21 protein-coding genes are annotated in these 25,225 nt (G+C 46.0%); 12 read left to right on the top strand and 9 right to left on the bottom strand.

Going from position 1 to position 25,225, the window contains the following annotated elements:
- Positions 1-160 precede the first annotated feature (160 nt).
- The 3 genes from tsaB (at position 161) to RT422_RS06795 (ending at position 2,589) form a co-directional block, all read left to right on the top strand.
- Positions 161-832, top strand: coding sequence for a tRNA (adenosine(37)-N6)-threonylcarbamoyltransferase complex dimerization subunit type 1 TsaB (gene tsaB, locus RT422_RS06805; protein WP_313421736.1), 672 nt, complete (start codon positions 161-163; stop codon positions 830-832).
- Positions 833-945: 113 nt separating this feature from the next.
- A complete protein-coding gene (locus RT422_RS06800) occupies positions 946-1,782 on the top strand; it encodes an undecaprenyl-diphosphate phosphatase (RefSeq protein WP_313421735.1) in 837 nt (278 codons plus the stop codon).
- Between the two features lie 6 nt (positions 1,783-1,788).
- Entirely contained in the window at positions 1,789-2,589 is an 801-nt protein-coding gene (locus RT422_RS06795) for a class I SAM-dependent methyltransferase (RefSeq protein WP_313421734.1), read from the top strand.
- A 69-nt stretch (positions 2,590-2,658) separates the two neighbouring features.
- On the opposite strand, the gene RT422_RS06790 is transcribed toward RT422_RS06795, so the two are convergent.
- Both RT422_RS06790 and secA read right to left on the bottom strand, forming a co-directional pair.
- Positions 2,659-3,087 (bottom strand): hypothetical protein, encoded by a 429-nt coding sequence (locus tag RT422_RS06790; RefSeq protein WP_313421733.1) that lies wholly within the window; start codon positions 3,085-3,087, stop codon positions 2,659-2,661.
- Between the two features lie 115 nt (positions 3,088-3,202).
- Positions 3,203-6,013 (bottom strand): preprotein translocase subunit SecA, encoded by a 2,811-nt coding sequence (gene secA / locus RT422_RS06785; RefSeq protein WP_313421732.1) that lies wholly within the window; start codon positions 6,011-6,013, stop codon positions 3,203-3,205.
- A gap of 278 nt (positions 6,014-6,291) precedes the next feature.
- Here secA and RT422_RS06780 point away from each other — a divergent pair, with 278 nt between their 5' ends.
- The 3 genes from RT422_RS06780 (at position 6,292) to fdxA (ending at position 10,757) form a co-directional block, all read left to right on the top strand.
- Positions 6,292-7,302: an adenosine deaminase gene (locus RT422_RS06780; RefSeq protein ID WP_409520117.1), complete on the top strand. Its 1,011-nt coding sequence runs from the start codon at positions 6,292-6,294 to the stop codon at positions 7,300-7,302.
- Between the two features lie 143 nt (positions 7,303-7,445).
- On the top strand, positions 7,446-10,361 hold the full coding sequence (gene mutS, locus RT422_RS06775) for a DNA mismatch repair protein MutS (RefSeq protein WP_313421731.1): 2,916 nt from the start codon (positions 7,446-7,448) through the stop codon (positions 10,359-10,361).
- Between the two features lie 72 nt (positions 10,362-10,433).
- Positions 10,434-10,757: a ferredoxin FdxA gene (gene fdxA, locus RT422_RS06770; protein ID WP_007115596.1), complete on the top strand. Its 324-nt coding sequence runs from the start codon at positions 10,434-10,436 to the stop codon at positions 10,755-10,757.
- 269 nt (positions 10,758-11,026) lie between these two features.
- Here fdxA and RT422_RS06765 read toward each other — a convergent pair whose 3' ends face one another.
- A complete protein-coding gene (locus RT422_RS06765) occupies positions 11,027-11,860 on the bottom strand; it encodes an inositol monophosphatase family protein (protein ID WP_313421730.1) in 834 nt (277 codons plus the stop codon).
- 35 nt (positions 11,861-11,895) lie between these two features.
- On the bottom strand, positions 11,896-14,037 hold the full coding sequence (locus RT422_RS06760; RefSeq protein ID WP_313421729.1) for a 1-deoxy-D-xylulose-5-phosphate synthase: 2,142 nt from the start codon (positions 14,035-14,037) through the stop codon (positions 11,896-11,898).
- A gap of 533 nt (positions 14,038-14,570) precedes the next feature.
- Here RT422_RS06760 and ribA point away from each other — a divergent pair.
- On the top strand, positions 14,571-15,212 hold the full coding sequence (gene ribA, locus RT422_RS06755) for a GTP cyclohydrolase II (RefSeq protein ID WP_313421728.1): 642 nt from the start codon (positions 14,571-14,573) through the stop codon (positions 15,210-15,212).
- Between the two features lie 40 nt (positions 15,213-15,252).
- Here the strand turns inward: ribA and RT422_RS06750 are convergent, their stop codons facing one another.
- Entirely contained in the window at positions 15,253-16,065 is an 813-nt protein-coding gene (locus RT422_RS06750; protein WP_313421773.1) for a sulfite exporter TauE/SafE family protein, read from the bottom strand.
- A 107-nt stretch (positions 16,066-16,172) separates the two neighbouring features.
- Here RT422_RS06750 and RT422_RS06745 point away from each other — a divergent pair, with 107 nt between their 5' ends.
- From RT422_RS06745 to RT422_RS06735, 3 genes are read left to right on the top strand one after another with little or no spacing between them, the layout of a single operon-like run.
- Complete coding sequence (locus tag RT422_RS06745; RefSeq protein ID WP_313421726.1) at positions 16,173-17,102, top strand: biotin--[acetyl-CoA-carboxylase] ligase; 930 nt, start codon at positions 16,173-16,175, stop codon at positions 17,100-17,102.
- Positions 17,103-17,128: 26 nt separating this feature from the next.
- The gene (locus tag RT422_RS06740; RefSeq protein WP_313421725.1) at positions 17,129-17,869 is read left to right on the top strand and encodes a pantothenate kinase; all 741 of its coding nucleotides are present in this window, start codon (positions 17,129-17,131) and stop codon (positions 17,867-17,869) included.
- Between the two features lie 52 nt (positions 17,870-17,921).
- Positions 17,922-18,395 carry a hypothetical protein gene (locus RT422_RS06735; RefSeq protein ID WP_313421724.1) on the top strand — a complete coding sequence of 158 codons (474 nt, stop codon included), beginning with the start codon at positions 17,922-17,924 and terminating at the stop codon, positions 18,393-18,395.
- A gap of 72 nt (positions 18,396-18,467) precedes the next feature.
- On the opposite strand, the gene RT422_RS06730 is transcribed toward RT422_RS06735, so the two are convergent.
- Positions 18,468-20,036, bottom strand: a complete 1,569-nt coding sequence (locus RT422_RS06730) for a TerC family protein (RefSeq protein WP_313421723.1) — start codon at positions 20,034-20,036, stop codon at positions 18,468-18,470.
- Between the two features lie 304 nt (positions 20,037-20,340).
- Here RT422_RS06730 and RT422_RS06725 point away from each other — a divergent pair, with 304 nt between their 5' ends.
- Complete coding sequence (locus RT422_RS06725; RefSeq protein WP_313421722.1) at positions 20,341-21,390, top strand: triacylglycerol lipase; 1,050 nt, start codon at positions 20,341-20,343, stop codon at positions 21,388-21,390.
- Positions 21,391-21,394: 4 nt separating this feature from the next.
- Positions 21,395-22,513 carry a lipase secretion chaperone gene (locus RT422_RS06720; RefSeq protein WP_313421721.1) on the top strand — a complete coding sequence of 373 codons (1,119 nt, stop codon included), beginning with the start codon at positions 21,395-21,397 and terminating at the stop codon, positions 22,511-22,513.
- An 83-nt stretch (positions 22,514-22,596) separates the two neighbouring features.
- Here the strand turns inward: RT422_RS06720 and hisD are convergent, their stop codons facing one another.
- The 3 genes from hisD to hisG all read right to left on the bottom strand — a co-directional run bounded on the left by hisD (position 22,597) and on the right by hisG (position 25,222).
- The gene (hisD, locus tag RT422_RS06715) at positions 22,597-23,892 is read right to left on the bottom strand and encodes a histidinol dehydrogenase (RefSeq protein ID WP_313421719.1); all 1,296 of its coding nucleotides are present in this window, start codon (positions 23,890-23,892) and stop codon (positions 22,597-22,599) included.
- 303 nt (positions 23,893-24,195) lie between these two features.
- A complete protein-coding gene (locus RT422_RS06710) occupies positions 24,196-24,543 on the bottom strand; it encodes a gamma-glutamylcyclotransferase family protein (protein ID WP_313421717.1) in 348 nt (115 codons plus the stop codon).
- Positions 24,544-24,559: 16 nt separating this feature from the next.
- Positions 24,560-25,222, bottom strand: a complete 663-nt coding sequence (gene hisG, locus RT422_RS06705; RefSeq protein WP_007115580.1) for an ATP phosphoribosyltransferase — start codon at positions 25,220-25,222, stop codon at positions 24,560-24,562.
- Positions 25,223-25,225: the final 3 nt, after the last annotated feature.

The raw sequence follows: 25,225 nt of genomic DNA, 5'->3' as shown, positions 1-25,225 counted from the left end.
ATAGCATTTTATTGACGGGATTGAGGGCATTTTTGCTTAAATCCCTGTTAACTAAATTATGCTCAAATTTGTTTTTAGTGGTATTATACCAAGCAATTTTTTAGGCAAAATTTGTGTGCTTTAAGCGCATGATTTCTGCAAACGGTAAAGGCAATTTGTTATGATTTTGGCACTTGAAAGTGTGTTTGACCAATGCTCAGTGGCATTCGTAGATTTAGCAGGTAATGTCATCGCTGAACAGACGCTTACGGGAAATCGTCTACAAACTCAGCAAATTTTGCCGATGATACACGCGCTGATGACAGCATCATCGATTGATTGGTCACAACTGACTGCGATTGCTTTTAATCGAGGTCCCGGTGCTTTTAGTGGCATACGCATTAATACGGCGGTAGCGCAAGCCATCGCCTTTGCCCATGATGTGCCTTGTTTGCCGGTATCAAGCCTGCAAGCTATCGCCCAATCGGCATTTGAACGACACCAACGCCCCCACGTATTGGCGCTGACAGATGCGCGCATGAACCAAGTGTACGCCGGTGAATATGCCATGAGCGATGGTATCATGCAGCTTGTGGCAGGCGCTACTGAGCATTTACTTGATTATGACAGTGTGATAGATAAAGACGTAGCCTTAGTAGGGAATGGCGCAACCTTGGTCAATGCGAAGTTAGGTCAAGCCATCTTTGCCGATATTCGCCCATCAGCAGTTATCATTGCCAAACTTGGGCTAGCCTTGTATCAGCAGCACCAATCCGTTCCTGCTGAGCTGGCACTGCCGGTTTATTTAAGAAATAATGCGTGGAAAACGCTAGCCGAACAACAAAACCCTTAAGTTGTCGGATGAGTACTCAGATTGTGTTAAGTTTGACTCGCTACCCTTTATATTGTTATAAGCGCAAAAATTGTTAGCTTTGACTGTTAATAACTAACATTGTTGGATACGTTATGGATCTTATTTTGATTTTTAAAGCCATCATCATGGGCATGGTTGAGGGCATTACCGAATTTTTACCGATTTCAAGTACCGGGCATTTAATTCTTGCCGATTCCCTGTTAAATTTTTGGACCAAAGATAAAGCCGACTTGTTTATCGTCGTCATTCAGCTGGGTGCGATTTCAGCGGTAATTTATTTGTACTGGGGACGGTTATGGCGTGCCTTGATGGGACTTATTACGGGTAAAGACCCTGAACGTAAAAACCCGCGTCAATTGGGTATCTCGCTGATTATTTCCACCATCCCGATTATGCTGATAGGTTTGCTGTTTGATAAAGCGTTAAAAGCGGCGTTATTTAACCCAACTGTGGTGGCAATCTCATTGATTGTCGGTGGTTTGATTATCTTTTGGGCAGAGCGCCAACAACACAAACATACGGTCAAATATGCCGAAGCCGAAGATATTGATATTAAAACGGCGATTATCATTGGTTTGATTCAATGTCTTGCCTTGATTCCTGGTACTTCTCGCTCTGGTTCTACCATTATTGGCTCCCTATTTTTGGGGGTATCACGTAAGGCATCGGCAGAATATTCTTTCTTTTTAGGGATTCCTGTATTAGTGGGTGCTGGGCTATTAGACCTGACCAAAAACCATCATATTTTGACCAGCGCTGAAGACTGGACCATCATGGCAGTGGGTGTGGTAGTCTCATTTATTTTTGCTATGATTTTCATCAAATGGTTGGTTAACTGGGTCAGTACCCGTGATTTTACGATTTTTGCTTGGTGGCGCATCGTGGTAGGCGTACTGGTACTCATCGCTGGTATGCTGGGCTATATTTAATTCGCCATGCTATCTCATCAATCAATCCAACTGTATTACGTTGACACTTTGCCAAGCGAGCAGCGTTTGGCAAACGTCGAAACCATACTCACCCTTCTATCCGTCAATTTACAACCACAAAAGATTACTAGCAAAGTAACTCAAAAATGGCTGAAATCAGTCGATGATAACAGTGTGCTGATTGATGAGCTAGGCGATGTTTTTGTCATCGCAGCGGGCATGAAAGTCAGCCCCAATTGGCAAAGCCTACAACAGCGGGTGGTCAAAGCGGGCAAAAAAACTGAGCTGCTACTCAAAGCCATGCAGCTACAAGCTAACATGACTATCATTGATGCAACCGCAGGGTTTGGGCATGATAGCCTAATCTTGGCAAGTACCGGTGCCAGTGTGACTTTACTTGAACAGCAGCCAATCATGTTTTTGCTACTGCAACTAGAACAGCAAAAAATGGCGCAGCATCGCAACTGGCAAAAATTGATGAGTCGATTAACGATTTATCACGGCGATGCGATAGAATTGCTGGCTAAATTGCCAAAAGTCGACCGTGTCTATCTAGATCCGATGTTTCCCGCCGATAGCTACAAATCAGCGGTTAATAAACATATGCAGATGTTGCATACTGTGACCACCCCACCGTCGATTGCGCAAGCCCAACAATTATTGTCGGCGGCGTTGGCGCAAATAACCCCCAATGGTATGGTGGTAGTCAAACGACCTAAATCAGCGCCTTTTCTTGCAAACCAATCGCCCAACCTAAGCCTATCAAATGATATCGTGCGTTTTGATAATTATTTGAACAGCATTTAGTTTGAATAGCGTTTAGATGAAGCGTTAAAAAAAGCTGATGGGTATCAGCTTTTTTTGTGGGTTTAGTTGTTATTGACCAACCTTTTGGTTACCGACGGCAGGCGCTGCATCATCGCTGGCTTTTGGTGCGTTGGGCGAAGCAGGTGCATTGTCAATGACGGTATCATTTTCCGTAATCTTATCCATGTCTGAATTATCCGCGCCGCCGTCATCTGTAGCGTCTGCCTCAGTGCTACTCGCTGGCATCGCATCAACAGGGGTCGCTGCCGTGCCACTGGCGCTGGTAGCGTCAGGACCGGCATCTACGGTGGCATTGGCTTCGGTCACAGCGGCGCTATTTTTTTCATCGGCAGGCGCAGCTGACATTGGTACGGCTTGTGATTCTGCCGCTGATGCTGCCGCGGCATTGTCTGTGCTGTCTGTCTTTTTATCACAAGCTGTCAACGTAAGCGCCGATACTAAACTCAGCATGGTGATTTTTGCTAGGGTGTTTTGCATGGGTAATCCTCTACTATCAATAAATCGCTCAACCCGACAACGTACTTGATAGTCTATATAGTAAAAATTGTTCAATCAATGAGGTTGCTAATTCAAAGATGATAATGATATCACCTTAAATTTTGCCATGGCATTGCTTGTATTTTAAACCCGAACCACATGGACAAGGGGCATTTCGGCTAATGGCTAAGTTGGCATAAGGATTTTCACCGTTTTCAGCCATCTCAGGACGAGCGGTTGCCGCGGCTGAGCCGCTAAGACCAAATGAATACGTGGCGCGCGTGCGTTGTTGGCTGTTACGCGCAATCATGTCTTCATCGTCACTCAGCTCACTGGTCACGCCATTCATTTCCTGGTGCTCAAAATGCAGAGGCATCATCTCGGCTTGTTCACGTTGCTGGCGCTCAAGCTCAGCGATTTCTTCTGGCGTTGGGATATGCACACGCGCTAAATCTTGCACGGTTTCAGACTTGATAGCACCGAGCATACTTTGGAACAATGAGAAAGATTCAGATTTATATTCTTGCTCAGGATTTTTTTGCGCATAGCCGCGTAGATGGATACCTTTACGCAGTTGATCCATTTGGTTTAAATGTTCTTTCCAATGCTTATCTAGGCTAGATAGCATAAAGTGACGCTCAAGCTGGGCAGCATTTTCTTCACCCATTTGCTCACGGCGAGCGCGGTAGTTGAGTAGCGCAGCCTCAATGATTTTTTGGCGTAAACCTTCTTCATCCAAACGACGATCGGCATCTAGCCAGTCATTGATTGGCATATAAATACGAAACTCATTTTCAAGCTCGTCTTCAAGCCCATCAATGTCCCATTGGTCATCAATCGAGCCTGGTGGCACGAATTGGTCAATCAAGGCATTGTATACATCGTAGTGCATCGCTTCAATACCTGCTTGTAGATTACTTTCGGCAAGCAGTTCGTCGCGCTGTTTATAGATAACCTTACGTTGTTCGTTGGCAACGTCATCGTATTTGAGTAGGCTCTTACGGGCATCAAAGTCGCGGTTTTCCACTTTTCTTTGGGCGTTTTCAATCGAGCGTGACACCATTTTGTGCTCAATGGCTTCGTCTTCTTTTAGCCCCATGGCGCGCATCATATTCACCACGCGATCGCCAGCGAAAATCCGCATCAAGTCATCTTCAAGCGACAAGAAAAAACGCGACTCCCCAGGGTCACCTTGACGACCCGCACGACCGCGCAATTGGTTATCAATACGGCGCGATTCGTGACGCTCAGAACCGATGATATGTAAACCACCCGCTTCCAGCACTTGCTGGTTTCGCACTTGCCATTCGGCATAGGCTTGCTCTTTCATTTCAGGGGTGACGTTGTCGATTTTGGCGAGCTCTGCTTGCCAGTTACCCCCCAAGATAATATCAGTACCGCGACCTGCCATGTTGGTGGCAATAGTGACCGCATTGGGTCTACCCGCTTGCGCGATAATATCGGCTTCACGCTCGTGCTGTTTGGCATTGAGGACGTTATGTTGAATGCCTTCTTGCGTCAGTAACTCTGAAAGCACTTCACTGGCTTCAATGGTTGCCGTCCCCACCAAAATCGGTGCCTGTTTTTCTTGAATGCGTTTGATTTCGCGAATGATGCCTTGATATTTGCCCATTTTACTTAGGAAAATTTGGTCATCAAGGTCAATACGCTGAATCGGTTTGTGGGTGGGGATAATCACCACATCTAAATCGTAAGTTTGTTTAAATTCCGCAGCTTCGGTATCGGCTGTACCTGTCATGCCTGAGAGTTTGTCATACAGACGGAAATAATTTTGGAATGTCGTGGTGGCAAGCGTTTGGTTTTCGGCTTGGATTTCAACTTGTTCTTTGGCTTCAACCGCTTGGTGCAAACCTTCTGACCAGCGGCGACCCGGCATGGTACGCCCTGTGTTTTCATCGACAATGATGACTTCGCCTTCATGCACGATATAGTGAATGTTTTTAACAAATAAATGGTGCGCACGAATCGCGGCTTGAACGTGGGCTAGTAGTGGCAAGCGCGTTGGGCTATATAGGCTCTCATTTTCGCCAAGCTCGCCTTTTTCTACCAAGAATTTTTCGATTTTCTCGTAGCCTTTTTCGCTGATTTCGATTTGACGATTTTTTTCATCAATCCAAAAATCCTGCTCACGGTTTTCGCGGTTGCCTTCTTCGGTTTCTGAGCGTTTGAGGCGCGGGATGATGGTGTCAATCAGCCTGTACATGGCGGATGAGTCTTCGGCTTGACCCGAGATAATCAGCGGCGTACGCGCTTCATCAATCAAAATCGAGTCAATCTCATCGATGATACAATAGTTGAGTCCGCGCTGTTTTTTCTCATCTAGGCGAAATACCATATTGTCACGCAGGTAGTCAAAGCCGTATTCGTTGTTGGTACCGTAGGTAATATCTGCGGCATAGGCCTCAAATTTTTCCATCGGGTCTTGCTGTGAGTAAATCACGCCGACAGTCAAGCCCAAAAAGTCAAACAACGGGCGGTTTAATTCGGCATCACGGCTTGCCAAGTAGTCATTGACGGTGACCACATGCACGCCTTTACCGCTAATCGCGTTGAGATATATCGCAAGCGTTGCCATCAAGGTTTTACCTTCACCCGTGCGCATCTCGGCGATTTTACCTTCGTGCAGGGTGATACCCCCGATGAGCTGTACATCGTAGTGACGCATGCCAAGGACACGGCTTGAGGCTTCACGGCAGACCGCAAAGGCTTCAGGTAAAATGGTATCTAGGCTAGTACCCTGCTCAAACTGGGTTTTAAATTCCGCAGTTTTCTGTTTTAATGCCTCGTCAGAGAGGGGCTGGATTTTGGGTTCTAAGGCGTTGATTTTGTCGACCAACTTACGCATTCGCTTAAGCTCACGGTCGTTTTTGGTGCCGATAACCTTGCCTATCATTTTGCCTAACATACGAGGATTTTCCTAAAGTGCTCAAATCAATAAGTGCGATGACTTTTAATACGATGACGGTTAATAAAGGTGTTCAAAATAAATTTTGCTATTATATATGGGTTTGCTTTTTTTAGATACAAGGTTATGACAGCCTGTAAGTTTGAACCGCTCGCCTCTATTATCTTTATCTTTATGAATCCATCCCCATAATTGAGCTTTATTTTCGAAATTTTCATTGTTGAAATTTTCTTGGAAGATTTTAACGCCATCTTTGCCATTATGCTATCGAGTTTGCTATGACTGCCACATTGACGCCACAACAACTGATTCATCAATTACCCAAAGCCGAACTACACGTGCATATCGAAGGCACGTTTGAGCCGGAGCTGATGTTTGCCATCGCTAAACGCAACCAAATCGATATACCCTACCAAACCATTGAAGACGTCAAAAATGCCTACAATTTTCATAATTTACAATCGTTTTTGGATATCTACTATGCCGGCGCAAACGTTTTGGTCAAACAGCAGGATTTTTATGATTTAGCGTGGGCGTATTTTGAAAAATGCCAGGCTGATAATGTGGTGCATACGGAGATTTTCTTTGACCCACAGACCCATACAGAGCGGGGGGTGGATTTTGCTACCTGTTTTCAAGGGCTTTATCAAGCAAGCTTAGATGCCAAAGCAAAAATGGGCATCACCTCGCATTGGATCTTGTGTTTTTTGCGTCATTTGAGCGAAGACAGCGCGTTTGCCACCCTTCAGCAGGCGTTGCCATTTAAAGATAATATCATTGGCGTGGGGCTTGACTCTAGCGAAGTGGGCAATCCACCAGCCAAGTTTGAACGGGTATTTGCCAAAGCTCGAGCGCTTGGGTTTTTGACGGTTGCGCATGCGGGCGAAGAAGGCGATCCCGCGTATGTTTGGCAAGCGTTGGATTTGCTAAAGGTCAATCGTATCGATCACGGTGTGCGCTCGGCAGAAGATGATAAACTCATGCAATACTTGATAGCGGAGCAAATGCCGTTGACGGTGTGTCCATTAAGTAATCTTAAACTAAAAGTGGTGCAAGACATGGGCGAGCACAATATCAAAACCATGCTGCACCGAGGCGTGTGCGTGACGGTGAACTCAGATGACCCGGCGTATTTTGGTGGCTATATGAATGACAACTTTGTCGCTATTGAGCAAGCGTTAGCGCTATCAAATGACGATATCAAACAATTGGCAATCAACAGCTTTAACGCGTCTTTTATAGGGGATGCTGAAAAACAGCATTGGATCTCAAAAATCGCATCGCTTTAAGCTTTTAAATAAGCTGGTAAATAAGTTCGAAAAAATAGGTTGGAACTAATGTGCATTTGTGCATGCCAGCCTTAACCAACCTCACACACCCAACATGGTGCGACAAACGCACCTGATGCTTAATTTCATAACGTCTAACTATTATGCCCCAGACCATGCCTCACAATCTTGACCATCACACCCCCATGATGCAGCAATATCTCACGCTAAAAGCGGATTATCCGCATGCCTTGGTGCTGTACCGGATGGGTGATTTCTATGAGCTGTTTTTCGATGATGCCAAGCTTGCTGCCGATATTTTGGGCATCACCTTGACCCGACGTGGCAAAGATAAACAGGGCAATACCATCCCGATGGCAGGCGTGCCGTTTCATTCGGCAGACGGCTATATTGCTCGGCTGATTAATGCCGGGCAAACCGTGGTGGTCTGTGAACAAGTCGAAGAAGAAAAGCCTGAATACGGCTCAGAAGAGAATCCAGAACACAACCTTGAAGACAACATTGCAGCAACAGACTCTGCAGCCAAGAGCATAGCAAAAAAAACCAGCAAAACAAAAGCCAATGCCGCTAAGATTATGGAACGTAAAGTCGTCCGTACCTTGACCGCAGGAACGCTGACCGATGATAACCTCATCACCCAAGGGCAGACGCCAACGGTCGTCGCGATCAGCTTTGCCAAACAGCAAATGTCGGTGGGATTGGCGCAGCTGGATTTGGCGCAAGGGCAAATCCGCGTCACTGAGCTTAACTGCGATAGCCATACTGCGTTACAAAGCGAGCTTGCTAACGCACTCGCCCGCTTTGATCCCAGTGAAGTGCTGATAGATGAGCAGCTGTCTGAGGCATGGCAACATTTTTTGCAGGATTGTCTGAGCGCAAATAGTCCAACAGCTAGTCTGCCGCCGATTTTGTCACAGCCGCACAGTTATTTTCTGCCCAATAACGCGCTTGAACATCTGACCCAGCATCTAAGCGTCACCACGCTGGCAGGGTTTGGCATTGAGCAAAAACCGCTTGCCATCTCATCGGCATCGGTTGTGCTGCATTACGGCAAACAGACCCAGCAAGCTGATTTACGCCATATTCGCAGCCTGCAGCTCGAGCATAACGGCGATTTTTTGCAGCTTGATACCATCAGTCAGCAAAATTTGGAAATTTTTAAACCCGTGTTGGCATCGGGTATTTCGCTATTATCGGTGATTGATCACTGCCAAACGCCGATGGGCAAACGCGCTTTGGTGCATCATTTGCACCGACCGCTACGCAATGTCACCCTGATTAACCGCAGGCTTGATGCGGTTGAACAACTGATGACATTGCCGATAGAAGCGTTTGAATTGCTTAAACAAACCTTAAGCGAAATCAGCGATATCGAACGGATTGGGGGACGCATTGGCTTGGGTTCAGCAAAACCGACCGATTTGCTCAAATTGCGTCTGAGTCTGGCGCAAGCGTTAGCGTTGTCAAAGCAGTTACAGCAACATTTTGATTTTACCACCATAACGACGCTAACTGCCGAGACACCTTTGCTTGCCATGCTTAGCAAACAGCTACCTGACTTAGCCTTAACTGATAGCTTTGCCAATATCTATGCCTTGCTAGAGCAAGCGATTGTCGATGAGCCGCCCGCCCACATCCGTGATGGCGGCATGATAAAAAAGGGCTATGACCCACAGCTTGATGAATTACAAAATCTGCATGGCAATATCGAGCAAACATTGGAAGAATTGGCGGTGCAAGAGCGGCAAAAAAATAACTTGCCCATGCTCAAAGTGGGCTTTAATAAAGTGAGCGGATTTTATTTTGAACTCAGCGCCCTACAAGCCAAGAACGCGCCTGAATATTTTACTCGCCGTCAAACGCTCAAAAATGCCGAACGCTTTATCACGCCAGCGCTCAAAACCATTGAAGAATCCTATTTATCGGCTCAAGGGCAAGCGTTGACCCTTGAGAAGCGTATCTATGAAAATCTGCTGCGTCAGCTCAAGTCACAGCTTGGTGAGCTGCAGCGCCTTGCCAAAGCGATTGGGTATTTGGACGTACTTGCCAATTGGGTCAGCCTAACGCGTTTGCAGAATCGCTCTCACCATAATAAAAACTGGTGCCGCCCGTTGTTTAATACCACGGATGATACCGCAAGCCTCAATATCCAAGGCGGACGCCATATCGTGGTTGAAGCAGGTCAACAGCGTCAAGCTCACCATCAGACGGCATCGCTTGACCCATTTGTCGCCAATGACTGTGTCATGGGAACAGCCACCCAACTTGAACGATTAATGCTCATTACAGGGCCCAATATGGGCGGTAAGTCAACTTACATGCGTCAAACCGCCCTCATCGTGCTACTTGCTTGTTGTGGCGCGTATGTCCCTGCGCAGTCGGTGACGCTCGGTCGTATTGAGCGGATTTTTACCCGCATTGGCTCGGCAGATGACTTGGCAAGTGGTAAATCAACCTTTATGGTCGAGATGATCGAAACCGCCAATATCATGAACCAAGCCAATGCCAACTCATTGGTACTCATGGATGAAGTCGGTCGTGGCACCAGCACCCAAGATGGTCTAGCGATTGCGCATGCGTGCGTGAATTATTTAGCAGAAAAAATTGGCTGTTTGACCCTCTTTGCCACCCATTATTTTGAGCTCACGGAACTGGCTGAGCGCCACCCCAAAATGTTTAATCAGCACCTTGTCACCCAAGAAATCAACGGACAGTTGCTGCTATTGCATAAAATCGCACCCGGGGCAACGCATCGCAGTTTTGGATTGCATGTCGCCAAAATGGCAGGTTTGCCGCAAGACTTATTAGCCCAAGCGCAATATTATTTGGATAACCAAAGCGAGCAAAAAAGTTTGCCCAACAATTCTTTACCCTATCCATCAGAAGACAAGAAACAAATAGGTCTGGATTTGCAAAGTGCAGCGGCTGACTATCAAGCTTTGAAGACTGATGAATATAAACTTAGCCAACAACTAAACACCCTAAACCCTGACGAGCTGACGCCGAAACAGGCGTTAGAATTTATTTATTCATTAAAGGAATTGTTAAAAAAAGCGTAACGCGCTAAAATAATATGATTGTATTTTTTATACTTTTAACATTTGTGCAACTAAAAAAAGGTAGCCACCGCCATGACTTTCGTCGTTACTGATAACTGTGTTCGTTGTAAATATACTGACTGCGTTGAAGTCTGTCCTGTGGACTGTTTCTATGAAGGTCCGAATTTTTTGGTCATCCATCCTGATGAATGTATTGACTGTGCGCTGTGTGAGCCAGAATGCCCTGCCAATGCGATTTTCTCAGAAGATGAAGTGCCAAAAGGTCAAGAAATATACATCGAACTGAATGCAGAACTTGCCGAAAAATGGCCAAACATCTCAGCCATGCATGACCCACTACCCGATGCCAAAGAATGGGATGGCGTACCCAATAAATTACAGTATATTGAAAGATAGCCTTTCTAACATACGCAATTTAGGTGATTTTTAGCAAGATACTATAAATAAGATGCTATAAAACAGCATATAGAACGAGGACGGCAATCAGTGAATACTGATTGCCGTTTTTATATTGCCATCTCTTATTATGCCAGCCTTGGTATTATGCCAACGTTGTTGTCTATCTGCTTAACTTAACCTCTTTAGCTTAGCCTATTTTTTTGCAAATTGATTATGAAATAAAAAAACGCGCCATTAGTTAGCGCGTTTTTAATGTCACAGTAACATCAGCCTTTTACGGCACTGCCCCAAACTGGCACCACAGTTTGCATCAATGGTTTTAACAGTTTGATATTTGCCGCAAAGATAGAACCTGTTTGCATCGCATTGTGTGCGCCTGTATGGTCAACCACAGTACCGCGCGCTTCCGTGACAATTAACTCACCGGCGCAGATATCCCAAGGTTTGATAGACATTTCAAAATAACCATCAAACCGTCCCGCTGCTACATAGGCCAAATCTAACGCGGCCGAGCCCACACGGCGCACTTGACCGCCTTGTTCGCAGATTTTTTGTAAGCTTTCAAAATGCTCTTTGGCATACGATACTCTACCTTCCGCGCGGTTACGCTCAAGCGGATGACCTGTGGTAAAAAAGCCGCCATCAATGGTTTTATGCTCACTGACGCTGATACGGCGTTGGTTGAGACGGGCGCCTTTACCACGACTGGCTGAGAACATCTCATCACGCACTGGGTCATAGATGATGCCATGTTCGGTGACGCCATTTTTTTGCACGCCGATTGAGACACAAAAATGCGGTAAGCCATGAATAAAGTTGTGGGTACCATCTAATGGATCAATGACCCAGCACCAGTCTTTATCATTGCCCTTGCCTTCTTGTAGCCCAAACTCTTCACCCAAAAATGAGTGGGTTGGGTAACTTTCTTTGAGCATCGCGATCAATAATTCTTCGCTATAACGGTCGATTTGGGTCACCAAACCATCTAAGCCTTTGCTTTCAATCGTGAACTCTAGCTTGTGGCGATTGTTGTGTGCATTTAAAATCTCTTGACCTACTTTTTGTGCAGCGCGGGCTGCCATGACGACCATCGGTTCCATAATTGACCTTTTGTTGAAGGATAAAAATCTAAAATTTATGACAAAATCGTTTGCATCTGTTTGACCACACCCGCGACATCTAGCTCACAATCGGCTAATTGCTGCTCAGGGCTGCCATGCGCGATATATTTATCGGGGATACCGATGTTGATTAGCGTTGGCAAGGCTTGGCTTGTTTTTGCTGCTTGGGCAACTAGGTATTCATTGACCGCACTACCGGCACCGCCCATGACTTGGTGTTCTTCAAGGGTAACAATGGAGCAGTTTTGCGCCAATAGAGTATCCAGTAATTCGCTGTCTAACGGTTTAACAAACCGCATATTATAAACAAAAAACGTCGTTGTTGGGTAAGTTTCGGCTAAGTTTTGACACGCCGTGACCGCCGTCTTTACCATGGTACCAAAAGCAAGCACCGCAACTTTTTTCGCCACGTTGCTCGTATCTGCTGCAGTGGCTTCGATAGTCTGCTCAAGCGCTGCCTTACCGATTGGATACATCGCTTGGTTTTTATCAATTTCTGCGCCAATGCCATTACCGCGTGGATAACGCACCGCAGCGGGTCCAATATGCTCATAACAGGTATTAAGTAAGTTATAGCACTCATTCTCATCTTTGGGACAAGCAATCACCATATTGGGCACAGTTCGCATAAAGGCGATATCAAATACCCCCGCATGGGTCGCACCGTCTTCACCGACCAAGCCTGCACGGTCAATGGCGAACATCACGTTGAGATTTTGCAAAGCCACATCGTGAATCAGTTGGTCATAGCCACGTTGTAAAAATGTGGAGTAAATCGCGACAATTGGTTTGACGCCTTGGGTTGCCATACCACCCGCTAGGGTCACTGCATGTTGCTCGGCAATCGCCACATCAAAGAACTGGCTAGCAAAGCGCTTGGCAAATTCGGTCATGCCTGAGCCTTCAGCCATCGCAGGGGTAATCGCCATCAGTTGTTTGTCAGTGGCGGCTTTATCGCAGATAAACTCGCCAAACACTTGCGAGTATTTTTTGGCGGGGGTGGGTGCCGGCTTTTGGCTGTCAACTGGCACAGATTTTTCTTGCGCTGGGTTGATTTTCTTAAGTTTGGTAATGGCATGATAAGTAATCGGGTCACATTCTGCCGGTAAAAAGCCTTTACCTTTGACCGTATGTACATGGACGAGTACCGCCCCTTGTAACTGCTTGACCCGTTCAAATATTTGAGTCAATTTGGCAACATCATGCCCATCAAACGGTCCAAAATACTGAAAACCGATGGCTTTAAACAAGTTTTCAGGGAACACTTCATCAATAAGTTTATTGGCGATTTTCTCAGGTAATGTCTCTAACTGAGAGGGTTTAGGAATACCTTTTTCTGCCAATTTTTCGACAATTTTATTGGGCAGGCGCGATGTCCAGTCATCTAAAGCTTCATTCGCCATGTGCAAATAATGACGAATACGGCGGTCTTCACTGGAGATGACGCGCTTGGTAAAAATCGCATCACCATTTTTATCGATATCGACTGCCAAACCACGCTGCCAAAGGGTGGCTAAATGTTTAGAAAATCCGCCCGTTGCCTGTGAGATTGACATGTCATTATCGTTGAGCACCACAATCAAATCGGCATTTTGCTGCACCGCGTCATTCATCGCTTCAAACGCCATGCCACCTGTCATAGCACCATCACCGACGATGCTAACTACTTTGTCATTTTTGCCTAAATAGCGCATAGCAAGCGACATGCCTAGTCCTGCAGAAATCGCCGTCGATGAATGCCCAACGCCAAAGGTATCATACTCAGACTCATGACGCTCAGGGAAAGCAGTCAGCCCATGTTGGCTACGAATGGTGGTAAGCTTGTCACGGCGACCCGTTAAAATTTTGTGGGGATAGGCTTGGTGACCTACGTCCCAGACAATTTGGTCTTTGGGTGAATTAAAGACATAATGCAGTGCAATGGTAAGCTCAACGACGCCAAGGTTAGAACCAAAATGCCCGCCGCTGACGCCCGTTGCATACAGCAAAAACTCGCGCAGTTCATCGGCTAATTGCTGCAATTGCGCGGTACTGAATTTTTTTAGGTCAGCAGGGCTGTCCACCCCATCGAGCAGCGGCGTATGCGGCTTTAGCATAGGGATGGTATCAAAGGTTTTTAATGGGTATTTTTGGTTAGCTATTTTAGTTTTTGACATATCTTGGCTGACACTTTTCATTGCTTACAGGCACTCGATGAGCCCTGTTGACACAGGTGAAAAAAATAAATGGTAAAACGCACAATGACTATTAACACCTTATTGTTGGCACAAAATTGGCACAAGATACGGGCACAAAGTTGACAGACTGCCAAAGCGTTGGGCGCTTGAAAATCGAGGTGACTAAGCTAGCATTACCAGCTTTGAATTGCCAATGTGGCGCATGAATGTGGCATAATAGCATTTTTTTGTTGATTAAACATCAAACCTCGCTATTTTAGATTGTATCTTATAGCTTCTATAAAGTTTAGCTTAGCGCCTTGAATTTTTGATAAATTTTGACAAAAAAGTTACCTCAGATAGCATGCCAACCTAGCTTGCGGCTTATTGATAAGATGCGTAATGACGCTATCCTTCTTGATATTTTAATCAATGCCTTCATGTAAAGGGCACTTTTATTTTTGGGTTTACCGACTTGGTTCAGTTGTTTGGGTCAGTGGGTCATTTTTTTGGACATTTTTTTGGAGTAGTGGGTGTCGTATCAATTTATCACGCAAGCAACCTTACCAACAGCGCATGGGTTATTTGACATTCATGTGTTTGAAGATACGGACGACACGGCACGCGATGCGCTTGGCAATCGCAAACATGAACACGTCATGCTGACGGTTGGCTTGCCCACGGCTGATAAATCCAAAATCCCATTGGTACGCATTCATAGCGAATGTTTGACAGGGGATGCCTTTAGTTCGCTTAAATGCGACTGCGGGCCTCAGCTCAATGCCACCATGCAGATGATTCAAGCTTATGCTAAAAATGGCGGCTGCGGGGCGATTTTATATTTGCGCCAAGAAGGGCGTGGGATTGGACTGACCAACAAAATCCGAGCTTACGCATTGCAAGACCAAGGACATGATACGCTTGATGCCAATTTGCTGCTCGATTTACCTGCCGATGCTCGCACCTATGAGATGTGCAAGCCGATGCTTGAGCATGTCGGTGTGGATAAGGTAAAGCTGATAACCAACAACCCCAACAAAATTGACTATCTCAATGAGATTGGTATTGAGGTAGTAGCACGCGTGCCGCTGTTGGTGGGTGTCAATCCCCACAATGAGGCCTACCTCAACACTAAGAAAGAGCGTATGGGGCATATGATTGAGAATGGATTATAAAATTCATTCTCATGACATGACACAAAACCCATGTTTATTTTTACCATAAATTAATCCCAAGCGCGCCCAGCATCATTTTTGCACCCACAATCAGCAGCAGACCACCGAACATGCGCTTTAAAGTGTTGGCAGGCAATTGGTGCGCCAATTTTGCCCCCACCTTGGCAAATAAATAACTCATCACTGAAATACACAAAAACGCGGTGATATGCACAAAGCCAATCGCCTCAGCGGGCAAGCCTTGCACGTCTTTACCAAAAAACATAAACCCGAGCGCACCTGCAATGGCAATCGGTAAGCCACAGGCTGCTGACGTACCCACCGCTTGTTGCATGGTCAAACCAAAACGGCTCAAAAACGGCACGGTAAAACTGCCACCGCCAATACCAAAAATCGCCGATGCTGCGCCAATCAAGCCCCCAACCCCTGTTTGCACAGCAGCGGATGGCAAGTGAGTAGTTGCGATAACTTCCGATTTTTTAGCCAAAAGCATTTTTAGCCCCATAAACAGCGCCATACCAGCAATCAAAAACGCCAATACCTTACCATGCAATAAATCTGCGATATAAGCACCAACGAAACTACCCACCACCAAGCCAATTGACATATTGCGCCATACATCCCAGCGCACGCCACCGCGCTTATTGTGCGATTGTATGGAGCTTATGGATGTCACCACAATCGTGGCAAGCGATGTCCCTACCGCCAAATGGGTAATAACATCGCTTGGATAGCCATACGCTTTAAAAATCGCCATCAGCACAGGTACGATAATCAATCCGCCACCGACACCAAACAGACCCGCACAAGTGCCAGCAAACGCCCCCGCCAGCAAAAACCACAGATACATCATTTTTTGCATTTCCTTTGATTAAAAATAGCGTTAGTATAGCAAACTTTATTTTGTCGTTTGTAACATTGTACCTAAGCTTATAAAACCCACCCTATGTACCCATCGCCATGAAAATTGATTCGCTTTGCCATACCCACTTAGCCAGCACCCACTCAACCAACAGCCAGCTGATTGAGTGGATGGTGCTCAGCTATCAAGCGCAGTCGCCTACCGACCATAACCGACCGCATTTTAGCCGCCCCCATTTACTCACTGCCGATACCCAATCAGGCGGACGTGGTCAACATGGCAGAACATGGCAATCACCGCTAGGCAATGTTTATTTATCGCTGTATGTGCCGACACAAGCCTATGCTTGGCAGCAAAATCTTTGCTTATCTTATCGATTAGATGGTCGCTTGTCACTGTGCGTGGGTTATCAGCTCAGTCAAATCCCTATCATAGAAGCCATCAACCAAACAAGACTGGCAAAGCATTTGCCCACCATTGGCGTCAAATGGGTGAACGATGTGGGTTTTTATCAACCACAAGACAACCTACCTGACCAATTTCAAAAACTCTCAGGTATTTTGATAGAGCCGGTCAATGTCGCAGGTCACATGCTAGGGGTCGTTGTCGGTGTGGGGGTCAATATTGCCCATGCCCCTGTGCTGACCCAGCAAACCCAAGAAGGCTTAAACTACCAAGCGGTAAGCCTGCAAGACTTGACAACGCAGCGCTTACAACCCAGTGAGTTTTATCAGCCCATTAGCGATGCCATAGCTAATGCGATTGGGCAATTTAATCAGCTGCAAGCGACTGAAGCGAGCGAGCAATTTATCCATGATTTTGCCCAAAAAGACGTATTAAAAAACAAGCATTTGCAAATTCATAATGCCTTATCTGAGCAATCAATAACAGGCATTGCAGCCGGTATCGATGCGCAAGGCTGTCTATTGATTGAGCAAGCAGATGGCAGCACACAAACGATTTGGACAGGCACCATTCAAGTTTTGGATTCAGCCATTTCATCGTTGCAGACAAATAGACACAAATAAAGCATCCCATTCAAAGGCTATTATTTATGACAAAACTTTGGCTAGACTTGGGTAATACCCGCTTAAAATATTGGCTCACGGACGATAAGGGTCAAGTGCTCGATCATGCGGCTGAGCAGCATTTGCAAGCGCCTGCCGAATTGCTCAAAGGGTTGACCTTTCGGCTTGAACGACTCAATCCTGACTTTATCGGGGTGTCATCCGTACTCGGACAAGCCGTCAATAATCACGTCGCAGAAAGCCTAGAGCGATTGCAAAAACCGTTTGAATTTGCCCAAGTCCATGCCAAGCACGCGCTGATGTCGAGCGATTATAATCCCGCCCAACTTGGCGTTGACCGCTGGCTACAAATGCTCGGTATCATCGAGCCTAGCAAAAAACAATGCGTGATTGGCTGCGGCACTGCCGTTACCATTGATTTGGTCGATCAGGGTCATCACTTGGGGGGCTATATTTTCCCCAGTATCTATTTGCAGCGCGAGTCGCTATTCTCAGGAACGCGCCAGATTAGTATTATTGATGGCACTTTTGATAGTATAGATTCAGGCACCAATACCCAAGACGCGGTGCATCATGGTATTATGTTATCCATTGTTGGGGCCATCAATGAAACCATTCATCGCTACCCACAATTTGAAATCACCATGACAGGCGGTGATGCCCATACTTTTGAGCCGCACCTATCAGCCAGCGTGGAAATTCGGCAAGACTTGGTATTGGCGGGACTACAGCGTTTTTTTGCCGCCAAAAATAACACTAATAACTAGAAATAAAAACCAAAACTTAAAATTAACCGTTAAGAAAAAAAGGAAATCACCCATGAAAAAAATCATTCAAACCACAAGTATCGCCTTACTCACTACGGGCGTATTAACCGCCTGTATGACTGCGCCTACGTTGCCCGCCAAGCCAATGCCTTCAACAGTCAACCAGCCAGCCAATGCCACTCGCACGGTCACGCTTGCACTGGGTCAAAACATCTTTGTTAAAGAACACCAGCTAAATCTGACTTTTGATAAAGTGCTCAATGATAGCCGCTGTGCCACAGGCGTACAGTGTATTTGGGCAGGTAATGCCACAGTAGCGGTCACGGCTATGACTACCGCCTCTCGCCCACAAACCCTCAACCTATCGATTGGGGATTTGCGCGGAGACTTGCGTCAAACACAGCGTTTTGCCAATATGGATATTACCTTGACTGCGCTATCATCCACGCCTGTGTCCAGTCAATCTACTGCCACGTCAACCAGCAAACTGCCTACTATCACCTTGACAATTAAGCAAATTCCTTAATTGTTATATCCCTAAAAAAGTCATACAAAAAAAAGGGGTTAATTACCCCTTCTTTTATACCCAATCAGTGATTTAAACCGTTGCCACCATCGGGGCTTCACGTTCAACTTTTAATTTCAAAATGCGCGATGTTGAAGTTTCTAGAATGGTAAACTTATAGGCACCGATATCAATGGTTTGATTGACTTTTGGGGCATCGGTCAGCTGCGAAATCAAATACCCGCCAATGGTGAACTGATCGGCATCGAGTAGAAAATCTGGATCGTCAAGCTCCAAACGTAGTTGGTGCAAACTTGCTGTGCCATTCACAATCCAATAATCGTCATAGGGGATAATTTCTAAGGTTTCATCTTCATCAGGGAACTCACCTGCAATCGCCTCTAGCACATCAAGCGGTGTCACTAATCCTGCGACTTGACCGTATTCATCAATCACCATTGCCAAATTACCTTTGGCTTTTTTGAGCATATTGAGCAGTTTTAGATTGTCAATGCTCTCTGACACAAACACAGGCTGCTGCTTGTTAAGTAAGGGTTTAATGGCGGTTTCAATATCTGCGACATTGTTATCGAGCAAATCCAAAAAGTCTTTGGCGCGTACTACCCCAAGCACTTTATCAATGGTATCTCGGCACACAGGGAACAAACTATGCGGCGTATCAAGCAATTGCGCGCGCATTTCTTCGCGGCTACCGTTGATATTGACCCAAGAGATATCATTGCGCGGCGTCATGATGGTATGTACATCGCGCTCATTGAGCGCTAATACGCCACTAATCATATAACGCTCTTCTTGCGCAAAAGGCATACTATCAAAATCAAAATGCTCTGAATTATTCTCTGGGGTAACCGCTTCTTCGGTTTTACCACCCATTAAACGTAAAATCGCATCCGCGGTACGGTCACGAATCGGAATTTGATTTTCATATTTGGTTTTATTGCGTTTGGCTACTTGGTTAAACGCTTCAATTAAAATTGAGAACGCAATCGCCGCATACAAGTAACCTTTTGGCATATGAAAGCCTAGTCCTTCGACAATTAAACTAAAGCCAATCATCAGTAAGAAACTTAAGCATAAAATCACCACGGTTGGATGACGACCGACAAACTCTGTGAGCGCTTTAGACGCAGCCACCATCAATGCCATGGCAATGATTACTGCCGCCATCATGATTTCAAGGTGTTTTGCCATGCCTACAGCGGTAATCACCGCATCAAACGAGAACACCGCATCTAAAATCACAATCTGTGCAACAACCGCCATAAACCCAGCTTGCACTTTGCTTTGGTTGGTATGCTCAGGTTTTCCTTCCAGCCGCTCATGCAGCTCTGTCGTTGCTTTAAACAGCAAGAAAACCCCGCCTACCAATAAAATAATATCGCGAACCGATAAATCAAAACTTCCCAAGGTGAGCACAGGATCGGTTAAGGTAATGAGCCATGAAATCATGGATAAGAGCACCAATCGCATGAGTAGTGCTAGACCTAGACCTAGATTACGGGCTTTAGCGCGCTGATGCGGCGGGAGTTTATTGGCTAAGATGGCAATAAAGACAAGATTATCAATACCTAAAACAATCTCAAGAATGACAAGCGTCGCAAGGCTTAGCCACGCTGACGGGTCAGATAGTAGTTCTAACATAGTGGGTCAGTTATTCTCTTGTAATGAGGGGCAAAAAATCAATAAACAGCAAAAACGAAAAATCAGCCGTTACCTTAGCAAATCTTAGCAGAAAATCAATGACAATTTGTGTCTGCTTTTGTAGATGGCACGCCAATTGTGCCAATACATCACTTGATCTTTAACCCTATCTACATACTGAATCAACTGACTTTGCCAAAAAATATACTGACCAGTCATTTCATTTGATTCACAAATTCTTGATTTAGGTTAAATTAATCCATAGGACAGCGAAACTTCATTATGACTTTACAAGGATCAGTATATGTCAAATCATCGCTTTATGCGCCGTGCCGCCAAAGGATTGCTTTTTTCTTCCATCGCATTTTCTGCGTCTTCTTATGCCTCAAGTTATTACAACTGTGCCAATGCCACTGGCTGTGTCGCAGTCACCACCCTCACCGCCACCTCAGATTATGCAAAAACCAAATACCCTATCGTGCTTGCTCATGGGCTTGGTGGCTGGAGCAAAATGTTTGGTTTGGTCGATTATTTTAATGGCATCCCTCAAGATCTCACCAAAAATGGCGCCAGTGTGTATGTGACCAAGACATCAAGTGTCAATGACACCGAAGTGCGCGGTGAGCAGCTACTCCAACAAATCAAAACCATCATTGCCATCACCGGCAGCCCGAAGGTTAACTTAATCGGTCATAGCCAAGGTGGGATTGATATTCGCTATGTGGCGGGGGTTGCGCCATCGCTAGTCTCATCTGTGACGGCGATTTCCAGCCCTGAGCAAGGCTCAAAAATGGCGGATTGGACGGTCAAAATGGTGACTGAAGGCAGCGCGGCTGATGGCTTACCGGCTGGCGAATTTAATACCGCCTCTTTAATGGCAATCAAGTTTTTTGAATTGGTGGGCGGTGTGATGGACATCGGATCTGGCGTGCCACTCAATCAACTGCAGCAGCAAGATGGTTGGGCAGCCGTCAATTCACTCACCACCAATTACGCAGCCAAATTTAACCAAAAATTCCCTGCAGCCATGCCGACCAGTTATTGTGGATACCCAAAAAACACGGTGGTCAATAATGTACGTTACTACTCACTTAGTGGTGCCCAAACTATGACCATGCTTGTCGATCCGTCTGATACGGTGTTGGGGTTGACGGGTTTATCCTTCAATGGCGAAGCCAATGATGGGCTTGTCTCACCCTGTTCAAGTCGTCTGGGTGAAGTGATTCGTGATAACTATAAAATGAATCATATGGATTCAGTCAATCAGGTATTTGGCATTGTCAGTTTGCTAGACACCAATCCATTGACTGTCTATCGCAACCAAGTCAATCGCTTAAAAGGTCAATCGTTGTAAGCTTATGCCTATGGTTCCATCAAACAATCCTAACACAAACCAACGATCGATAAACTGGCTAATAATAATATTGGCCAGTGGTATCATCGCATTATTGATAGCCTGCATACTGTGGTTAAAACCTAAGGACGCTGTCAAAACAGCCAATCCTTTGCAAAATGATGCCGCTAGTACGATGCCATCTGGTATATTGCCATCCAATCAAACCGTAACGCTAGTCAATGCATCCTCCGTCAGCGCGAACGCTAACCCCTTGCCCATATCACTGGCCACATCACTGCCCAAATCACTACAAGGCACCCAAGTCGATGGCGAAATTATTATCGATGAGAATAAGCAATTGGTGGTGACCGCGGGTTTGCGCCGACTGTTTGATTATTTTTTGTCCGCACAAGGGGAAGAGCCCTTAACCCAGATTGAACAACGGGTGATTGCCTATATTCGTGAACATACGCCTGAGCCTGCCGCAAGCCAAGCGGTTCAGATTTTTCAAAATTATCTAACCTATTTGACCGCTGTCAGCCAGCTAGATAAGCCTAAAGCACATCCCAATCCCAACGTCAGTGCATTAGATTTATCTGCCATTAAGAACCAATTACGCGCAGTACAACAGCTGCAAGCCCGCTATTTTGACGCCAAAACCCGCGAAGCTTTTTTTGGGGATGAACAAGCCCTCAATGACTACAACATGACGGTCGTCGAAGCCAACCAAAACGCGCAACTGAGCAATGACCAGCGCCAAGCCATCATTGATAAGGCGCAAACTGCCTATATCGCCAGCGTTAAAGACCCAAATCTACAGACAAAGCTAACCCAGCAGCGCAATATTGACAAGTTATTAGCGCAAACGCAGCAAATGCAGCAGCAAGGGGCAACGCAAAGCCAAATCAATGCCATGCGTAGTCAATATGTCTCCCCTGAAGCGGTCAAACGGCTTGAGCAGCTTGACCAATCTGAAGCGCAATTTGCGCAGCGTGTGGCAACTTATCAGACACAGTCTAACCAAATACTGGGCAAATTGGGTAATGTGCCGCAAGCACAGCAACAAATTGTGGCTTTACAGCAGACGATGTTTACGCCTGAAGAACAGCTACGCCTCGATGTATTGACAAAACAGCGTTAACTTCCCCGTTAAAATGAGTTAAATGAGTTAAATGCACTGTTGAATTGCCATAAGCTGTTGAATTATCACAGGCGCGTTTGAACCTATTTTACACGGTAACGGGCTGAACGCGCGTGGGCATCCAAATTTTCTTCCACCGCCAATATATCGGCAGTTTTTGCCAACGTTTGGCTACCTTGCTCGCTACAATAAATAATCGAAGATTTCTTTTGAAAATCATACACGCCGAGCGGTGAACTAAAACGTGCGGTACCTGACGTTGGCAACACGTGATTAGGGCCAGCGCAATAATCGCCAATGGCTTCAGGGGTATAGCGACCCATAAAGATAGCGCCCGCATGGCGGACATCTTTGACCATCGCCTCTGGGTCATCTACCGACAATTCCAAATGCTCCGGGGCAATGCGGTTAATCACCTCAATACCTTCTGCGCGGTCTTTCACCAAAATCAGCGCGCCACGGTTGGCAATCGCCGCTTTAGCAATGTCAGCTTTTGGCAAATCTGCTAAGGCTTTTTCGATTTCCTGCGCAACTTTTTTGAGTAATGGCTCAGATGGGGTGACAAAAATCGCTTGCGCGACAGTGTCATGCTCCGCTTGCGACAATAAATCCATGGCTAACCAGTCGGCTTTATCATTGGCCACACCTTCGGCATATACCAGTACTTCCGAGGGACCAGCAATCATGTCAATGCCCACTTGCCCAAACACGGCGCGTTTGGCGGCTGCCACGTATTTGTTGCCAGGTCCTGTGATTTTATCAACTTGCGGGATGGTGTTAGTGCCGTAAGCCAACGCTGCCACCGCTTGCGCGCCCCCAATGGTAAACACTTTATCCACACCCGCCAAATAAGCGGCCGCCAATACCAAGGGATTTAGTTCACCATGAGGGGCAGGCACCACCATGATAATTTGCCCGACCCCTGCCACTTTTGCGGGTAACGCATTCATCAAGACGCTGGATGGATAACTTGCCAGCCCACCTGGCACATAGATACCCACTTTATCGAGTGGCGTAACTTGTTGTCCAAGCGTATTACCTAGCGCATCTTGATACGTCCAGCTTTCTTGCCGTTGGCGCTCGTGAAAAGATGTGACGCGCTGTGCCGCCAGTTCAAGCGCTTGCTTGATTGTAGGGTTTAATCCATCAAATGCTTGTTTGAGCTTTTCTTGTGAAATCTCTAGCTCAGCAAAGGTTTTGGCAGGATGGTTGTCAAATTGTTGGGTCAGTTTTAACACCACCTCATCCCCACCCTGACGCACTTGTACGATAATATCGTCAACCGTAGCCAGTAGCGCTGGATCATTTACCGTTTCAAAAGCAAGCAGCTCTGTCAATTCCTGCTCAAAACTCGCTTGTTGGCTATTTAACAATCGCATGGTATTCCTCTAAGAATAAAAAATGACTAACCCATAGCATAACAAATTTCTTCATGGATGAAAGCGGCTTTTTAGCCTGCACAGCCATTCGCCAACCCATCAAAATTCGCGCATCAAAGCTAGCGCATCAAAATCGACGCATCAAAATCAGCTAAACTGAGCCAATCCGTCACCACTTTTAGTTTTCGCCCAATTAAAATTCACCAAGCTAAAAAAAGACGTTTTAATAACGTCTTTTTTTAATCTTCAATGTTTTCATTTTCAATGTTTTCATCTTCCATGTTTTAATCGGCATAGCCAGCTTTAATAATGCTGTAAATTGTCGAGTGCATACACAAAGGTTTGGATTTTCGCACCATTGTCAAGCGTGGCTGTTACTTCAATGCGCTGATAGGCTTCACCTTCAAACTCATCTAGCCGCTTCCAATGATTGACCAAATCATCCGACGAAAACACCAAGCCCGCTACCATGTCGCCTTGTTCATCGGGGATGACTGCAGGAAATCCTAGCGCCGAGCCCCAACCGCCATCTGGCATCAAATGCCCACGAATAGTCGCAGGCTGCCAACTGCCGTTGTTGATAGGTGTCATGATGGTGTGGTTGTCGCGATTGGGCGCTAACGTGCCATACACAAAAAGATGCTGCATCATGGTGATTTTTGAACCGTTACTGGGTGTTATCAGCGATGCTTTGCTTGAAACTTTCAATGATTGGCTCAAGCAGCGCAAATTTACGTTTATAACTGACCTGATTGACAATCAAACGCGAAGAGACTTGGCAAATCTCTTGGCGCGGCTCTAGACCATTGGCCCTTAAGGTATTACCGGTATCGACCACATCCACAATCAAATCACCCAAGCCTACTAAGGGCGCAAGTTCCATGGAACCATAGAGTTTAATCACATCGACTTGTTCACCGCGACTGGCAAAAAACGCGCGCGTCACATTGACATATTTGGTGGCAATTCGAAGACGACGACTGGGTAGTTGTAGCCCCACTTTACCTGCCGTCATCAAACGGCATTTGGCAATTTGTAGGTCAAGCAATTCATATAAATTGCTTGAGCCATGCTCCATCAGCACATCTTTACCCGCTACACCAAAATCCGCCGCCCCATGCTCCACATAGGTTGGCACGTCACTGGCGCGTAAAATCAAAATCCGCACATCAGCATGCGTGGTCGGGAAAATCAGTTTACGTGATTCTTCGGGGTCTTCAAGTAGTTCGATACCTGCCTTTTTTAGCAGGGGCAAGGTATCTTTTAAGATTCGCCCTTTGGATAACGCTAAGGTAAGACCGTTATAATTGGCATCATTTGCTTGTGTCATTGT

The organism is Moraxella sp. CTOTU49803, assembly GCF_032097965.1.
GTDB lineage: Bacteria > Pseudomonadota > Gammaproteobacteria > Pseudomonadales > Moraxellaceae > Faucicola > Faucicola tetraodonis.
Note: the sequence above shows the minus strand (reverse complement) of the source record. Positions and strands in the feature narration are given on the sequence as shown.